The sequence below is a fragment of the Paracoccus sp. KKT209 genome, from assembly GCF_055635455.1.
In genome coordinates this window covers 2,244,418-2,260,288 of record NZ_CM145758.1, presented here as the reverse complement: position 1 = coordinate 2,260,288, position 15,871 = coordinate 2,244,418, and the positions used below count along the sequence as shown (strand labels likewise).

Below are 15,871 nucleotides of genomic sequence, written 5' to 3'. Positions count from 1 at the left end.
CGCGACAATCACAGCATCATGGTACGGAGAATTCACTTATCCCCAAATGTTCATTTTTTTCGAGTTATCTCACGTTCAGGCCAGAAGCAGCGCCTGGACATCCGCCACATTGGTGCCGGTGGCGCCCGTCACAAGCAGATCACCGGACGAGGAGAGTGCCGCGTGGCTGTCATTGTTGGCCAGCAGCGAGGCGCAGTCGGCGCCTGCGGCCCTGATCCGGTCCAGGGTGGCGCCGTCCACCAAGCCGCCGGCCGCGTCGGTCGGCCCGTCGCGGCCATCCGTACCGCCGCTGAGAAACACCCAAGGGCGCCCCCAGTCGCGGCCCATCATGGCCACGCGCAGCGCCAATTCCTGGTTGCGCCCTCCTTGGCCGCTCCCGCGGAGGGTCACGGTGGTTTCCCCGCCGAAAATCAGAACCTGCGGTCTGTCGCTGCCCGCATGCGCGGCCGCCTCGGCGATGCGGGCAGCGGCGTCGGACACATCGCCCAGCAGGTTCCTGCTGGTAATTTGCGCAGCCCATTCCGGCGGCACCGCATCTCGCATTGCCGCAAGAGAGCGTTCGTTGCTACCAATCAGATGGTTGTCCGCAAGGGGTACGGGCGGTGCCGCGCGCCCTTCGGTCAACAGCCTGACGGTCGCAGGGGGGAGTTTCTCCAGAAGGCCGCGCTGCGCCAGCAGGTCCAGCGCGTCCTGCGCGGTGCCCAAGGGGGCGACTGTAGGGCCGCTGGCGATCGCGCCCAGGTCATTGCCGATTACGTCGGACAGGATCAGCGCGGTGACGGGAGCCGGGGCGGCATGGCGCACAAAACCTCCGCCCTTTAGATCCGAGAGCTGCTGGCGGATCAGGTTGACCTGTCCGATCTCGAGCCCGCTGGCGAGAAGCAGGCGGTTCACCTGCTGCTTATCAGTCAGCGTCAGGGGCGGACGCGGCGCCGGCACCAGCGCCGAACCACCGCCCGAGATCAGCGCATAGATCCGGTCCTGCGCCCCCGCTTCGTGGAGCATCTCGATGATGCTCTGGCCCGCGCGCAGGCCCGCCTCGTCCGGTTCTGGGTGGCCCGCCGTCAGCACAGTGGCGCCGGGGACCGCCCGGTCGTTGCCGTATTGCGTCACCGCAAGCGCCAAGCGCGGCGCAGGCAGGTGCTGCATGGCCTCGGCCAGCATCGCGGGGGCGGCCTTGCCGATCGCGATCAGGATGTGGCGGGCCCCCGCCGGCAACGCGGCGGGAGGGTGTTTGTCGAAATGCCGGCGGACGGCCAGCGCGGGATCGGCCGCGCGAACGGCCTCATCGTAAAGATGTCGCGCAAGGGCGCGCATCTCGGCAAGCGCCGGTGTCATGCCGCGATCTGGCGGGCTTTCTGGACCAGCACCTCTGCCTGGCGGATCGAGGCATAGTCGATCAGTCGCCCGTCGAGCGACACCGCGCCCTTGCCTTCGGCCTCGGCCTTGGCCATGGCCGCGAGGATCTTCTGAGCGCGCTCGATCTCTGCGGCTGAGGGGCTCATCACCTCGTTGGCCAGCGCGATCTGGCTGGGATGGATGGCCCACTTGCCCTCGCAGCCCAAGACCGCGGCGCGATAGGCGGCGGCCCTGTAGCCGTCAGCGTCCGAGAAGTCGCCAAAGGGGCCGTCGATCGGGCGCAGGCCATTGGCGCGGGCCGCAACCACCATGCGCGAAAGGGCGTAATGCCACATGTCGCCCCAATGAACCTGACGGCCGCCATCGGCATCCTTGTCGGTGAGGACCGAATAATTCTCGTTTACGCCCCCGATGATGGTGGTGCGGGCGCGGGTGCTGGCGGCATAATCGGCCACCCCGAAATGCAGGCTTTCGTTGCGCTTGGAGGCTGCCGCGATCTCGGTGATGTTCTGCATCCCCAGGGCGGTCTCGATGATGTGCTCGAACCCGATCCGCTTCTTGTAGCCCTTGGCATCCTCGATCTGGGTGACCATCATGTCCACGGCATAGACGTCGGCGGCGGTGCCGACCTTGGGAATCATGATCAGGTCCAGCCGCTCGCCGGCCTGTTCGACGACATCCACGACATCGCGGTACATGTAATGCGTATCAAGCCCGTTGATTCGCAGCGACATGGTCTTCTTGCCCCAGTCGATCTCGTTCAGGGCTTTGATGATGTTCTTGCGGGCCTGGGCCTTTTCGTCGGGCGCGACCGCATCTTCCAGATCAAGGAAAATCACGTCCGCCTCGGAAGCGGCCGCCTTTTCAAACATTTGCGGCTGACTGCCCGGTACGGCAAGCTCGCTGCGATTGAGACGGGCAGGGGCTTGTTCGATAGGAAAAAAGCTCATGGCTTGATGCTCCGGCATGTGCTGTGGGGACGCCCCTTAGAGGTTAGAAATAATATTTCATGTCAAGCAGCAAAATTGGCCGAAAATTTCGCAACCATATTAAGCATCTGATTATAAATGTAGAGTTAGCCTGTCCGACTTGAGTAGTAGTAGGCTATCGCTTGGGTGCGGCTCTTGACCGACAGCTTGTCATACATGTTGGATAGGTGGAACTTGACGGTGTTGGCCGAGATGCCCAGCTCGCGCGACAGCTCGCGGTTCGTCAGCCCCCTGGACAGCGCTTCGAGCATGTCCGTCTCGCGTCGCGACAGGTTTTGCAGCAGGTTGTTCTGCAGCTCGCGAACATCCAGATAGGGAAAGACCATCTTGCCCGATGCGACAGCGACGCATGTTTCCAGCAGCGTCCCGACGGCACCGCTGCGCGAGACGAAGCCCGCAGCCCCTGCACCCATCGCACCCAGATGCGCCCCGCCGGTCTGGTCACCATAAACGACGATACGCGGGCCTACGGCTTCTTCTCTTAATTTATCCATCAGGCGTGCGGCGCCCTTCAGAGGCAGGCCCCACTCAACGACCCCCACCTGGGCTGGAACCCGCTCCACAATGGCAAGGAATCCTTCAGCTGTGGCGCATGTTGCCACCACCGAGAATCGTTCGTCCCCCTCGAATACGTCGGACAAGGCTGACAGGACCAGGGGATTGCTGTCGGCCAGAATGATTGCGATGGCCCTCTCGGCAGCCTCTGTGGTTCGCATTTGGCCGTCTTCCTGTTCAACTCAAGTCCCACACTGGAATAAAAAGTCGCACTACCCACCAGGGTGGGAAATTTACTACCCGTTTAGATACCCACAAGCAGCATAATGTTACGTTGCGGCATTTGTCCACAGCGCGTTTCCTAGGCACGAGAAGCCATATCGTGAGCAGGTACCATGACCGAAGCGGCCATCTTCCCCCAGTTGGAAATTCCCACCACCATCGCGGCAGGTCCCGGACCGGGACATACCGATGCCCGTGTCCTTCAGCGCTTTGCCAGCGCGGGCATGGCGGACCACATGCAGGCCGATGTCCTGCGCGGCATGATCGAGTGCAAGCTGATGCTGCGCACGGTCATGGGAACCGGGAACGTCCACACCTTCGGTGTCGCCGGAACAGGATGGAGCGGGCTAGATTGCCTGTTCAGCGCCGTCATGCCCGGTGACCGGGTGGTTGTCTTCGTCAACGGCACCTTCTCGGGGATCGATGGGCTGACGCTGCGGATGAAGGCGGCCACTGCGGAGGAACTGGCGGCAAACCCGATGAACCCGCAACCTACATCGGTCAAGATCGTGACCGTGCCGCATGGTCAATCCGTTACCGCCGAAATTGTTGAGGCCGCCTTGGTCCAGCACAAGCCGAAATGGGCTGCGATGGCGCATTGGGAAACGGGTTCGGGCCGGATCAACGATGTGCGTGCCTTTTCCGATGCCTGCGCGCGCCATGACGTGATGGGCCTGGTGGATGCGGTCTCGTCTTTGGGCGTCGAGGATTTCCGCATCGACGATTATCCCGGCGTTCACGGATGGGCGTCCTGCCCGCAAAAGGGCATCTGCTGCCTGCCGCTGACCTATGCGCCCGTATCGTTCACGGAACGCTATATTGCCAATCTGCGCCAGACCGGCTGCCGCACCTTTGTGCATCATCCAATCCTCGAGGCGCGGCACTGGGGCATTGTCGACGGCAAGGACGTCGAAAAGGGCGTCTATCACCGCACCCACAGCGCCTATGCCGTCGCCGCCTTTCACGAGGCGCTGCGGATCACGTTGCAGCAGACGGTGGCCGAGCGTGCCAAGTCTTATGCCTTCCACGAGGCTGCGCTGCGTGACGCGGTGACAGCGATGGGCTGCAATGTCACGTCGAACATGACCTCACTTGTGGTGCTGAACCTGCCTGACGCGCTGGCGGGACGCGAGATGGAGCTGGTCCAGGCCTGCCGTGCCGCGGGCTTTGGCATCTGGCCGACATTGTCGGAGCCGGTTCAGGTGCGCATCGGTATCCTGAACCTGCTGAATCAGAAAGCGATCACGGAAATCGTCAATCTGTTCGCAGACGCCTTGAACAGGATGGGCGCCGACATTGACATGGAACGGGTCAATGACCGTCTGGCACGGCATTATCAAACTGCGGTCGCGGCCGAATAGCGACACCCTCTGGGAGGAGGCAAGAATGGATATTCATGAATACCAGGCCAAGGAGATCCTCAGCAACTTTGGCGTCGGTATCCCGCAGGGTGCACTCGCCTACAGCCCCGAGCAGGCCGCCTATCGGGCCCGCGAGATGGGCGGGGACCGCTGGGTGATCAAGGCGCAGGTGCATGCCGGTGGCCGCGGCAAGGCCGGCGGCGTCAAGATCTGCGGCAGCGATTCCGAAATCCAGGCCGTGACCGAGGGGATGTTCGGCCAGAAGCTGATCACCCATCAGACCGGTCCCGAAGGCAAGGGCATCTACCGCGTCTATGTCGAGGCTGCCGTGCCCATCGCCCGCGAGATCTATCTGGGCTTCGTGCTGGACCGGGCAAGCCAGCGGGTCATGATCGTCGCCAGCAGCGAAGGCGGCATGGAGATCGAGGAAATTTCGGCCGAGAGGCCCGACAGCATCGTGCGCGCGACCGTCGAACCCGCCGTCGGGCTTCAGGAATTCCAATGCCGAGAGATCGCGTTCGCCTTGGATATCAAGCCCGCGATGGTACAGCAGATGGTTCGGACGCTGCTGGGCTGCTATCGCGCCTTCCGCGATCTTGACGCCACCATGGTCGAGGTGAACCCCCTGGTCGTCACCAGCGACGACCGCATCCTGGCGCTGGATGCCAAGATGACCTTCGACAACAACGCCCTGTTCCGTCATCCGCAGATATCGGAACTGCGCGACAAGTCGCAGGAAGACCCGCGCGAATCCCGCGCGGCCGACCGGGGCCTGTCCTATGTCGGCCTAGACGGCAATATAGGCTGCATCGTCAATGGTGCCGGCCTTGCGATGGCCACGATGGACACGATCAAGCTGGCCGGCGGAGAGCCCGCGAACTTTCTGGACATCGGCGGCGGCGCCACGCCCGAGCGGGTGGCCAAGGCGTTCCGCCTGGTCATGTCGGACAAGAAGGTCCAAGCGATCCTGGTCAACATCTTTGCCGGCATCAACCGGTGCGACTGGGTGGCCGAAGGCGTCGTGCGGGCGCTGCGCGACGAACCGGTGGACGTTCCCGTCGTGGTCCGCCTGGCAGGGACCAACGTCAAGGAGGGTCAGAAGATCATCGCGCAAAGCGGCCTGCCGCTGATCCGGGCCACCACGCTGATGGAAGCGGCTGAACGTGCCGTGACGGCCTGGCGTTCCGACACCAATCGCAATTCCAACCTGAAGGTGGTGTGATGAGCATTTTTCTGGATCGCGATACCCGTGTGCTTGTCCAAGGCATTACCGGCAAGATGGCCCGCTTCCACACCAAGGAGATGCTGGAATACGGCACCAACGTCGTGGGCGGCGTGGTGCCCGGCAAGGGCGGCGAGACGGTCGAGGGTGTGCCGGTCTTCAACACCGTGAAGGAGGCGGTGGCCCAGACCGGTGCGGATGCGACGCTGGTGTTCGTGCCGCCCCCCGCCGCGGCCGACAGCATTATGGAGGCGGCGGATGCGGGCATCCGCTATTGCGTCTGCATCACCGACGGGATTCCGGCGCAGGACATGATCCGCGTCAAACGCTATATGTACCGCTATCCCAAGGAACGGCGGATGATCCTGACGGGTCCGAACTGCGCGGGCACGATCAGCCCCGGCAAGGCCATGCTGGGCATCATGCCGGGCAGTATCTACCTGCCGGGCCATGTCGGCATCGTCGGCCGCTCGGGGACGCTGGGTTACGAGGCCGCCGCACAGTTGAAGGAACTGGGTCTGGGCGTCTCGACCAGCGTGGGTATCGGTGGCGATCCGATCAACGGCTCGTCCTTTCGCGATATTCTGCAGCATTTCCAAGATGATGACGACACCCACGCCATCTGCCTGATCGGCGAGATCGGCGGACCGCAGGAGGCCGAGGCGGCTGTGTTCATCCGCGATCATGTCACCAAGCCGGTCGTGGCCTATGTGGCCGGGCTGACCGCCCCCAAGGGTCGGACCATGGGCCATGCAGGCGCGATCATCTCTGCCTTCGGCGAAAGCGCGTCCGAGAAGGTCGAGATCCTGGCGGCTGCAGGCGTGGCCATGGCCGAAAACCCGACGGTCATCGGGGCAACCATCGCCCGCGTGCTGCAATAGGATCGCACAGCCATGGCAAAACCCCGGATTCTTGTCACACGGCGCTGGCCCAAGGCGGTCGAGGCGCGCCTGTCCGAAATCTTTGACGCCCAGTTGAACCTGGACGACAGACCTCTGACACCTGACCAGTTCCGTTCTGCGATCCGGGAATACGACGCGATCCTGCCGACGGTGACCGACAGGATCGGCTCCGCCGCGCTGGACTGCGACAAGCCGCAGACGCGCATCCTTGCCAATTATGGTGTCGGCTACAGCCATATCGACCTAGGCTGCGTTGGCCAGCACGGCATCGTCGTCACCAACACCCCGGACGTGCTGAGCGAATGCACCGCGGATCTGGCGATGACCCTGCTGCTGATGGTCGCTCGCCGCGCGGGCGAAGGCGAACGGGAACTGCGCGCGGGCCAATGGACCGGCTGGCGGCCGACGCATCTGGTCGGCACCAAGGTGTCGGGCAAGACGCTGGGGATCGTCGGCTATGGTCGGATCGGCCAGGAAATGGCCCGGCGTGCCCATCACGGCTTTGGCATGAAAATCCTGGCCTTTAACCGCAGCCCGGTGGCGCCCGACGTCCTGGCCCAATGCCAGGCGACACAGGTCACGAGCCTGGATGACATGCTGCCGGCCTGCGACTTTGTATCCCTGCACTGTCCCGGTGGCGCCGAGAACCGCCACCTGATCAGCGCGGCGCGTCTGGCCCGAATGCGGTCCGATGCCTTCCTGATCAACACGGCCCGCGGCGAAATCATCGACGAGGCGGCCCTGTTGCAGGCGCTGTGGTTCGATACGATCGGCGGCGCTGGCTTGGATGTCTTTGACGGCGAACCCGCCATCAACCCGCAACTGTTGGATACGGACCGGCTGGTGATGCTGCCGCATCTGGGAAGTGCTACGCGCGAGGCGCGCGAAGCGATGGGTTTTCGCGTGATCGACAACCTTCAGGATTTCTTTGCAGGGCGCGAACCGCGCGACAGGGTCAACTGATGCACGCCGCATTCGTTGGGCAGGCCCAGCCCGCGGGCTCTGCCGACGGCTATGCCGGGCGGCTGCGCGACGAATTGAGGGGGCTGTGGCAGAATGTCATCGCCCGCCGGGCGCCGCAGATCATGCCGCTGCTTTTCGGCAAAACCGATGCGCTGCCTTTGGGCGCTGATCGGGGGGCCTATCTGCAGGGGCTGGATATCTGGTTCCAGCTTCTGCGGATCATCGATGAAAACGCCGCGACCCGTGCCCGGCGCGTGGTCGAGACGAAGGCAGGACCCGCCGCCGTCGAAGGCAGCTTTGCTCGCGTGCTGAGTTGCCTGGAGGTGAATGCCGACGACCTGCGCCGCGTGGCGCAGCGGCTGTGCGTCGGGCCGACGCTGACCGCGCATCCGACCGAGGCAAAGCGCGTGACTGTGCTGGAAATCCACCGCCGGATCTATCGAGCGCTGGTCAGCCTGGAAACCGACCGCTGGACGCCGCGCGAACGCGCGGATCTGCTGGCGGACCTCGAGGCCGAGATTGATCTGCTGTGGCTGACCGGAGAGTTGCGCCGCCGGCGTCCGACACCCCTTGAGGAAGTCGAATGGGGCCTGCAGTTTTTTCGCGACAGCCTGTTTGACGCTGTGCCCAACGTCCTGCAACGCTTTCACGCGGTGGTCGCGCCGCATCTTGGCTGTGACGAATGCGGAACCCCCATGGTGCGGTTTCATTCCTGGATCGGGGGCGATCGCGATGGCAATCCGCATGTCACCGTAGATACGACCCGCGCCGCATTGGCAGCCGGGCGGAAGGCGATCCTGGAACGCTATGACCAGAGCCTGACACAGGCCATCCGGCGGCTGAGCATCAGTTCCGAAATCGCCGACCTGCCGCAGGACGCGCGGGGCCTGCTGCAATCGGTGATCGACGCCGCACCGCTGCCGGACCCGGCACGCCAGCGCAATCCCGGCGAGCATTTCCGCCAAGCACTGAGCGCGATCCGACATCGGATCGCCGCGACGGCAAAAGGCCAGGGTGGACCGGCCTATGACCATGTCCGCGACTTCGTTTCGGAACTTCGCAAGGTCGAGGACGCGCTTGCCAGCATCGGCGCCGCGCGGTTGGGACACAGCCTGGTCCAGCCGCTGCGCCTGCAGGCACAGATCTTCGGCTTTCGGACGGTCACGCTGGATGTGCGTCAGAACTCGTCGGTCACCACGCGGGCGCTGGCCGAGATCTGGTCATGCGCCGGCGATGTGCCGGACTATGGCAGCGCCGACTGGTCGCGGCGGGTGCGGACCGAACTGGTTCAAAAGGATCTGCCGGAACTGGATCTTGCTGCGCTGAGCGACGAAGCGGTCGAGATCCTTGACCTGCTGCGCCTGTTGCACCGGATGCGTTTTGAGCCCGACCCCCTGACCATGGGGCCGTTCATCCTGTCGATGACGCGGTCCTGCGACGACCTGTTGGGCGTGTTCCTGCTGGCGCGCTATGCCGGGTTCGGGTCGGAGCGGCTGGACCTGCGCGTGGTACCCTTATTCGAGACCATCGCCGATCTTCGCGCGGCCCCGCAGGTTCTGGACCAGGTGCTGCGTGTTCCCCTTGCCCGTCGGAGCCTTGGCGATGACGGCCAGATGGAAATCATGCTTGGCTATTCGGACAGCAACAAGGATGGCGGATTCGTCTGCTCGACTTGGGAGCTGGAAAAGGCCCAGCGCAGCATCACCCGAACCTTGGCCCGACACAAGCTGAGCCCGACCTTCTTCCACGGCCGGGGTGGGTCCGTCAGCCGCGGCGGCGCGCCGACCGAACGTGCGATTGCCGCCCAGCCCCGCGGCACTGTCGGCAGCCGTCTGCGCACCACCGAACAGGGTGAGGTCGTCTCGCTGAAATTCGCCAATCGGGGCACTGCTGAATACCATCTGGAGCTGCTTGCATCGTCGGTCATGGCGCAGTCCCTCATGTCTCCTGCCGAACCGGTCCGGCCCGAATTCCACGACACGATGGACGCCTTGGCGGACATGTCCTTCACGTCCTATCGCGCGTTGCTGCAGAGGCCTGGCTTCATCACCTATTTCACGCAGGCCAGTCCGGTCGAGGAGTTGGGCCTGCTTAAGATGGGGTCGCGCCCTGCGCGACGGTTCGGAGCCAGCAGTCTGGAAGACTTGCGCGCGATCCCATGGGTCTTTGCTTGGTCGCAGAACCGGCACCTGATCAGCGGCTGGTACGGCTTCGGGTCGGCGATCGACACCTTCCGCCGCTTTCGGCAGGATGACGGCGACGCGCTGCTGCGGCGGATGTTCCATGAATCTCGCGTTTTCCGCCTGATCGTGGACGAGGTCGAAAAGTCGCTGTTCCACGCCGACATGCAGATTGCGGCCAGATACGCGGCGCTGGTGACGGATCCTGCGGTACGGGACGACATCCATGGCCGGATCACCCAGGAATACGGGCGCAGCCGCGCAGCCGTCCTGTTCCTGACCGCGACGTCTGGCTTGGGCGACCGCTTCACCAACATGTCCACCCGTTTCGGACGCGTCAGAACCGATCTGGCCAAGGTCCACGACCTGCAGATCGGGCTGTTGGACGAGAACCGCAGGCAGCCGAACACAAACAACGCTATCGCGCTGATGCAGACGATGAACTGCATCTCGACCGCGCTAGGCTGGACCGGATAACCGACAAGGGAGAATGACATGAACCAACACGCAGTCAGAGCGGGCTTTTTCGACGAAGACCTGGCCCATCGCGATCCCCAGATCTTCGACGCCGTCCGCAAGGAACTTGGCCGCCAGCGCGATGAGATCGAACTCATTGCTTCGGAAAACATCGTGTCGCGGGCGGTGCTTGAGGCGCAGGGTTCGGTGCTGACGAACAAGTATGCGGAAGGCTATCCGGGCAGGCGCTACTACGGGGGCTGCCAGTTCGTGGACATCGCCGAAGAACTGGCCATCGAACGGGCCAAGGCGCTGTTCGGCTGCGATTTCGCCAATGTCCAGCCGAACAGCGGCAGCCAGGCCAATCAGGGCGTGTTCCTGGCGCTTCTGAAGCCCGGCGACACCATCCTGGGCATGAGCCTTGATGCAGGCGGGCACCTGACCCATGGCGCCAAGCCGAACCAGTCGGGCAAATGGTTCAACGCTGTTCAGTACGGGGTTCGCAAAGAGGACAGCCAACTGGATTATGATCAGGTCGAGACGCTGGCAAAGGAACACCGGCCCAAGGCGATCATCGCTGGCGGATCGGCCATCCCGCGCATCATCGACTTTGCCCGGCTGCGCCAGATCGCAGATCAGGTGGGCGCCTATCTGATCGTGGACATGGCACATTTCGCCGGGCTTGTGGCGACCGGGCTTTATCCCTCGCCCTTCCCTCATGCGCATGTGGCGACGACGACCACCCATAAGACCCTCCGCGGGCCGCGTGGTGGGATGATCCTGACGAACGATGCGGACATCGCCAAGAAGGTGAATTCTGCCATCTTCCCCGGCTTGCAAGGTGGACCGCTGATGCATGTCATCGCCGCGAAGGCCGTAGCCTTCGGCGAGGCGCTGCGGCCCGAGTTTAGGGACTATTCGGAACAGGTTGTCACCAACGCCCAAGCCTTGGCGGACGAGTTGATGGAGGGCGGCCTGGATATCGTGACCGGTGGCACGGATACCCATCTGATGCTGGTCGATCTGCGGCCCAAGGGCGTCAAGGGCAATGACACCGAAAGTGCGCTTGGCCGCGCCCATATCACCTGCAACAAGAACGGCATTCCCTTTGATCCCGAAAAGCCGACGGTGACGTCGGGCGTAAGGCTCGGATCGCCTGCCGGCACGACACGGGGCTTTGGCGAGGAGGACTTCCGCCAGATCGGCCAGTGGATCGTGCAGATCGTTGATGGGCTGGCCGAAGGCGGTCCCGAAGGAAATACCAAGACCGAGGCGCGCGTCGCCGCCGAGGTCAAGGCACTCTGCGCGCGGTTCCCGCTCTATCAGGGAATGTAGACATGTTTCATGTTGCCAAATCACATCCGCCGCTCGATCCGGGACAGATGACGACCGATATCCAGATCGCCCGTGCCGCCCACAAACGGCCCATCGCCAAAGTTGCCGCCAAGTTGGGCCTGAGCGATGACGACATCCTGCGATACGGGCCTGACAAAGCCAAGATCGCGCATCATGCCGTCGCCGGGCTTGGCGACCAACCACGCGGCCATCTGGTGCTGGTCACCGCGATCAACCCGACACCTGCGGGCGAAGGCAAGACAACCACGACCGTCGGTTTGGGCGATGCGTTGAACCGTATCGGCAAGCGTACGACGGTCTGCATCCGCGAGGCGAGCCTGGGGCCGAACTTCGGCATGAAGGGCGGCGCGGCCGGGGGCGGCTATGCCCAGATTGTGCCGATGGAGGAGATGAACCTTCATTTCACTGGTGATTTTCACGCCATCACGGCCGCGCACAACTTGCTGGCCGCGATGATCGACAACCATATCTACTGGGGTAATGAGCTGGACATCGACACGCGCCGCATCACGTGGCGTCGCGTCATGGACATGAACGACCGCGCCCTGCGCGACATCGTCGTCGGACTTGGCGGCGTGTCGAACGGGTTCTCGCGGCAGACCGGCTTTGACATTACGGTGGCATCCGAGGTGATGGCCATTCTGTGCCTTGCCCGCGACCTGGATGATCTGAACGCGCGCCTCGGCCAGATCGTCGTCGGTTATGCCCGGGACCGCCGTCCGATCACCGCCCGCGACCTCAAGGCCTGCGGCGCCATGACCGTGCTGTTGCGGGACGCCTTGCAGCCGAACCTGGTCCAGACGCTGGAAAACAACCCGGCCTTGGTTCATGGCGGCCCCTTCGCCAACATCGCCCACGGCTGCAACAGCGTGATCGCCACTGACACGGCGCTGCGTCTGTCCGACTATGTCGTGACCGAAGCAGGCTTTGGCGCAGACCTAGGGGCCGAAAAATTCCTGGACATCAAGTGCCGCCTTGCGGGTCTTGCACCCGCAGCCGTGGTTCTGGTGGCGACCATCCGGGCGCTGAAGATGAACGGCGGCACCGCCAAGGCGGATCTGGGCACCGAGGATGTGGCCGCGGTCACGCGCGGTTGCGCCAATCTGGGCCGCCATATCGAGAACCTGCGCGGCTTCGGCCTGCCGCTGGTTGTCGCGGTCAACCACTTCACTGGTGACACCCCCGCCGAAATCGAGGCGTTGCAGGATTATTGCACCCGCCACGGCACAAGGGCGGTCCTTTGCCAGCACTGGGCCAAGGGCTCTGCCGGGGCCGAGGAACTGGCCCGTCAGGTCGTCGAACTGGTGGAAGGAGGCGAGGCGGACTTTCAGCACCTTTATCCCGACGCCATGCCCTTGTGGCAGAAGATCGAGACGATCTGCACCCGCATCTATTGCGCGGCCCATGTCGAGGCGCTGCCGGGTGTCCGCGCCCAACTGGACCTGTGGGAGAAGGAAGGTTACGGCCGTCTGCCCATCTGCATCGCCAAGACCCAGTACTCCTTCACGACCGATCCCGACATTCGTGGCGCGCCAGAGGGTCATGTCATTCCTGTCCGGGAAGTACGGCTGAACGCTGGCGCTGGCTTCATCGTCGCGATCTGCGGCCAGATTATGACCATGCCAGGGCTGCCCCGCCATCCGGCAGCCGAGACGATAGGGCTGAACGACCTCGGCCAGATTGAAGGGCTGTTCTAGGCATTGGATGTGGTGCTTGGTCGGGGCTTAATTCCTGCGCGGCCGCCATGACGTGTTGCGTATCAGGCTGACGGTAGAACGTAAGATGCATGACGCAGCCTCAGCATCAGGGAAGGAAGCTGGGCATGAAGCTCGTTGCGGGAGAAACCGAAATGACCAAGCGTTCTGGTGGCATGTCTGGCGCATTCAGCCACACGGGGGTCCAGCCTGAGAGGACTGAGCTGGAAGCTGGTCGATTACTTCAGTGGCTGTTTGAGGGCATGGCCAAGGCTATTTACTCCAACCGGACTTGGTTCTCGACCCACTCCTCAAGCTCAGGTTCCTGCAGCTGCCGTCTTGCTCTTGGCTCACCAGTTACCGCGGCTGACTGGGATCGAAATGAGGTCAGGCAAACGGGGTACCTGACCCACGCTCGTTCAGCCATCGTGCCTGTCGTAATACAACATTGGCTGGGAGAAGGGCTGCCTGTGACAAACCCGGTACAGACATATGACGCCTTCAGTCAAAGTCATGAGATTTCTTCTAGCTACCCCGAGGGAGGACGCAGGCGTGGTGGAAGCAGCATGCACCGCATATGAACCAGATCGGTACGGTGATGATCACGGAAGACTCCAATTGGGTGCTGGCATTGGTCGCGCAGCGGCGCGGCCATGATCACCCGGCTGCCGGCGCACGACCCGCGTCCCGGTTGAAGCCCAGAAGCCATGTCGCAGGCGCCGATAAATCGGGGGCGCTATGGCTGTCGCCGGAATCAAGGATGATCAAAGTGTCCGGGGGGTCCGGCGATGACCTTGCCAGACCTCCGCGATCGATGCGCGGCTCGTCGGTCGCGGTCGCACCAGGCCAATGCTTGCGTCTGTTTCGATATCGCGGCCGCCCACGCGGGCGCCATGGTTGAAGGTTTACGTATGCTGGACATGAACGTCATGGATTGCAGCAAAGGCTCTTGCAACGTCATCGCGTGTCGACGGCCCGATCGTCTGGCGCGAAAGGAAGCGCCTGTCTTCGATCTGTGGTTCGCGCTCGTTTGAGGCATCGCTGCATTACACCGTTGTTGCCGCCGCGGCGGCGCTGAAATCAGGAGATCGTCCATGACCACCGCCAATCCCCAGGCCGAAACGCCTGCAACAGCTGAAAAAATCGACGGTGCTGCCTTCGCCGCTGACCTGCGCCAGCGGGTTGCCGTCGAGGTTGCCCGGCTTCAAGCCGAACATGGGGTGACCCCCGGCCTCGCAGTCGTCGTGGTGGGTGAAGACCCCGCCTCGGCCGTCTACGTCCGCAACAAGGGCGCGCAGACCAAGGCCGCGGGCATGGCCTCCTTCGAGCACCGGCTACCGGCCGATACCGATGCCGCGACGCTGCTGTCGCTGGTGCAACAGCTGAACGAAGAAAAGGCAATCCACGGCATTTTGGTGCAACTGCCGCTGCCAGATCATCTCGACAGCGACTTGGTGATGAACGCCATCGACCCAAGCAAGGACGTGGACGGCTTCCATATCCTGAACGTTGGTCTGCTGGGCACCGGGCAAAAGGCTATGGTGCCCTGCACGCCGCTGGGCTGCCTGATGCTGCTGAAGGATCGCCTTGGGTCACTCGCAGGGCTGAACGCGGTTGTGGTCGGGCGCAGCAACATTGTCGGCAAGCCGATGGCACAGCTTTTGCTGAAGGAAAGCTGCACCGTCACCATCGTGCACTCTCGCAGCCGTGACCTGACTGCAATTTGCCGCAACGCCGATATCCTGGTTGCCGCAGTCGGTCGACCCGAGATGATTGGTGCCGACTGGATCAAGGCCGGTGCTACGGTCATTGATGTGGGGATCAACCGCGTAGAACGCGAAGGCAAACAGCGTCTCGTGGGCGACGTGGACTACGCCGCCGCCTCGCATGTCGCGGGCGCGATCACGCCGGTACCGGGCGGGGTAGGGCCCATGACCATCGCCTGCCTGCTGGCCAACACCCTCACCGCCTGCTGCCGCATTCATGGCTTGCCGGAACCCGAAACGGTGGCGTGACGCCGACCGGTCCTTACCGTGAAGTCTTGATCTCTGACTCATACGGGATGTTTTTTAGACTTGCTCGGCTTGCGGTAAACCGTTTGTTGCGGAACGTCGAACCACGGGCCGAGCCTGGTCAGCGATACCGCAATTCCGTCGGCCAAAAGGCCCTCATGAAGCGTCCGGGTCAATTGCTGTCCTCCCGCTCGCCCGCTCCATGAGGGCCTGCAGCTTTTTTCGGGCGCGCACCTCAATGGCTTATGCCCACGACGTCACCTTGGACTTCTCACGCCCCGGCAAGCCCACGGACAATGGCTTCATCGAGGCGTTCAACAGCAAGCTCGAGTCCGAATGCCTGAACGCGTACTGGTTCATGAGCCTTGCAGACACGCAGGAAAAACTGGAGGATTGGCGTAGAGACTACAACGAGGACCGACCCCATAGCGCGATCGGATATAAGGTCCCGATCGCTCTGCATTATCCCGGCGGCGAAGCCAGCCCGTCGCCATGACCACGCTGGAAAACTCCGGCATCCGGCGGTCCAAGGTTGGTGAGCAGGGCAAAATCGGCAGACTTTCGTTATGACGGAGCGACCCATGGGGGCAGGTCAGCCTG

The 15,871-nt window shown here is 63.2% G+C and carries 11 protein-coding genes and 1 pseudogene; 9 read left to right on the top strand and 3 right to left on the bottom strand.

What is annotated here, in order from left to right:
- Nucleotides 1–75: 75 nt before the first annotated feature.
- From ACZ2G3_RS11230 to ACZ2G3_RS11220, 3 genes are all read right to left on the bottom strand, one after another.
- A complete protein-coding gene (locus ACZ2G3_RS11230; protein WP_470396039.1) occupies nt 76–1,338 on the bottom strand; it encodes a glycerate kinase type-2 family protein in 1,263 nt (420 codons plus the stop codon).
- Complete coding sequence (locus ACZ2G3_RS11225; protein ID WP_470396037.1) at nt 1,335–2,309, bottom strand: HpcH/HpaI aldolase/citrate lyase family protein; 975 nt, start codon at nt 2,307–2,309, stop codon at nt 1,335–1,337. Before ACZ2G3_RS11225 ends, ACZ2G3_RS11230 begins: the two co-directional genes overlap by 4 nt.
- A 125-nt stretch (nt 2,310–2,434) precedes the next feature.
- The gene (locus ACZ2G3_RS11220; protein ID WP_470396035.1) at nt 2,435–3,064 is read right to left on the bottom strand and encodes a response regulator transcription factor; all 630 of its coding nucleotides are present in this window, start codon (nt 3,062–3,064) and stop codon (nt 2,435–2,437) included.
- A gap of 174 nt (nt 3,065–3,238) precedes the next feature.
- Here ACZ2G3_RS11220 and ACZ2G3_RS11215 point away from each other — a divergent pair, with 174 nt between their 5' ends.
- The 9 genes and pseudogenes from ACZ2G3_RS11215 to ACZ2G3_RS11175 all read left to right on the top strand — a co-directional run.
- Nucleotides 3,239–4,486, top strand: coding sequence for a pyridoxal-phosphate-dependent aminotransferase family protein (locus tag ACZ2G3_RS11215; RefSeq protein WP_470396033.1), 1,248 nt, complete (start codon nt 3,239–3,241; stop codon nt 4,484–4,486).
- Between the two features lie 25 nt (nt 4,487–4,511).
- Nucleotides 4,512–5,708: a malate--CoA ligase subunit beta gene (locus ACZ2G3_RS11210; RefSeq protein ID WP_470396032.1), complete on the top strand. Its 1,197-nt coding sequence runs from the start codon at nt 4,512–4,514 to the stop codon at nt 5,706–5,708.
- Nucleotides 5,708–6,589 (top strand): succinate--CoA ligase subunit alpha, encoded by an 882-nt coding sequence (gene sucD / locus ACZ2G3_RS11205; protein ID WP_470396031.1) that lies wholly within the window; start codon nt 5,708–5,710, stop codon nt 6,587–6,589. Before ACZ2G3_RS11210 ends, sucD begins: the two co-directional genes overlap by 1 nt.
- Before the next feature lie 12 nt (nt 6,590–6,601).
- Nucleotides 6,602–7,573 carry a 2-hydroxyacid dehydrogenase gene (locus tag ACZ2G3_RS11200; protein WP_470396029.1) on the top strand — a complete coding sequence of 324 codons (972 nt, stop codon included), beginning with the start codon at nt 6,602–6,604 and terminating at the stop codon, nt 7,571–7,573.
- A complete protein-coding gene (locus ACZ2G3_RS11195) occupies nt 7,573–10,230 on the top strand; it encodes a phosphoenolpyruvate carboxylase (protein WP_470396027.1) in 2,658 nt (885 codons plus the stop codon). The genes ACZ2G3_RS11200 and ACZ2G3_RS11195 overlap by 1 nt, the downstream gene beginning before the upstream one ends.
- A gap of 18 nt (nt 10,231–10,248) precedes the next feature.
- Complete coding sequence (gene glyA, locus ACZ2G3_RS11190) at nt 10,249–11,544, top strand: serine hydroxymethyltransferase (protein WP_470396025.1); 1,296 nt, start codon at nt 10,249–10,251, stop codon at nt 11,542–11,544.
- 47 nt (nt 11,545–11,591) lie between these two features.
- Nucleotides 11,592–13,262, top strand: a complete 1,671-nt coding sequence (locus ACZ2G3_RS11185; protein ID WP_470396023.1) for a formate--tetrahydrofolate ligase — start codon at nt 11,592–11,594, stop codon at nt 13,260–13,262.
- A 1,091-nt stretch (nt 13,263–14,353) separates the two neighbouring features.
- Nucleotides 14,354–15,274, top strand: a complete 921-nt coding sequence (gene folD / locus ACZ2G3_RS11180) for a bifunctional methylenetetrahydrofolate dehydrogenase/methenyltetrahydrofolate cyclohydrolase FolD (RefSeq protein ID WP_470396021.1) — start codon at nt 14,354–14,356, stop codon at nt 15,272–15,274.
- A gap of 238 nt (nt 15,275–15,512) precedes the next feature.
- A pseudogene (locus tag ACZ2G3_RS11175) lies at nt 15,513–15,767 on the top strand (integrase core domain-containing protein); the annotation flags it as partial.
- Nucleotides 15,768–15,871: the final 104 nt, after the last annotated feature.

Bases quoted from the DNA above. Each gene is read 5' to 3' on its own strand.
- ACZ2G3_RS11230 (WP_470396039.1), bottom strand. From the start codon at position 1,338: ATGACACCGGCGCTTGCCGAGATGCGCGCCCTTGCGCGACATCTTTAC.
- ACZ2G3_RS11225 (WP_470396037.1), bottom strand. From the start codon at position 2,309: ATGAGCTTTTTTCCTATCGAACAAGCCCCTGCCCGTCTCAATCGCAGC.
- ACZ2G3_RS11220 (WP_470396035.1), bottom strand. From the start codon at position 3,064: ATGCGAACCACAGAGGCTGCCGAGAGGGCCATCGCAATCATTCTGGCC.
- ACZ2G3_RS11215 (WP_470396033.1), top strand. From the start codon at position 3,239: ATGACCGAAGCGGCCATCTTCCCCCAGTTGGAAATTCCCACCACCATC.
- ACZ2G3_RS11210 (WP_470396032.1), top strand. From the start codon at position 4,512: ATGGATATTCATGAATACCAGGCCAAGGAGATCCTCAGCAACTTTGGC.
- sucD (WP_470396031.1), top strand. From the start codon at position 5,708: ATGAGCATTTTTCTGGATCGCGATACCCGTGTGCTTGTCCAAGGCATT.
- ACZ2G3_RS11200 (WP_470396029.1), top strand. From the start codon at position 6,602: ATGGCAAAACCCCGGATTCTTGTCACACGGCGCTGGCCCAAGGCGGTC.
- ACZ2G3_RS11195 (WP_470396027.1), top strand. From the start codon at position 7,573: ATGCACGCCGCATTCGTTGGGCAGGCCCAGCCCGCGGGCTCTGCCGAC.
- glyA (WP_470396025.1), top strand. From the start codon at position 10,249: ATGAACCAACACGCAGTCAGAGCGGGCTTTTTCGACGAAGACCTGGCC.
- ACZ2G3_RS11185 (WP_470396023.1), top strand. From the start codon at position 11,592: ATGACGACCGATATCCAGATCGCCCGTGCCGCCCACAAACGGCCCATC.
- folD (WP_470396021.1), top strand. From the start codon at position 14,354: ATGACCACCGCCAATCCCCAGGCCGAAACGCCTGCAACAGCTGAAAAA.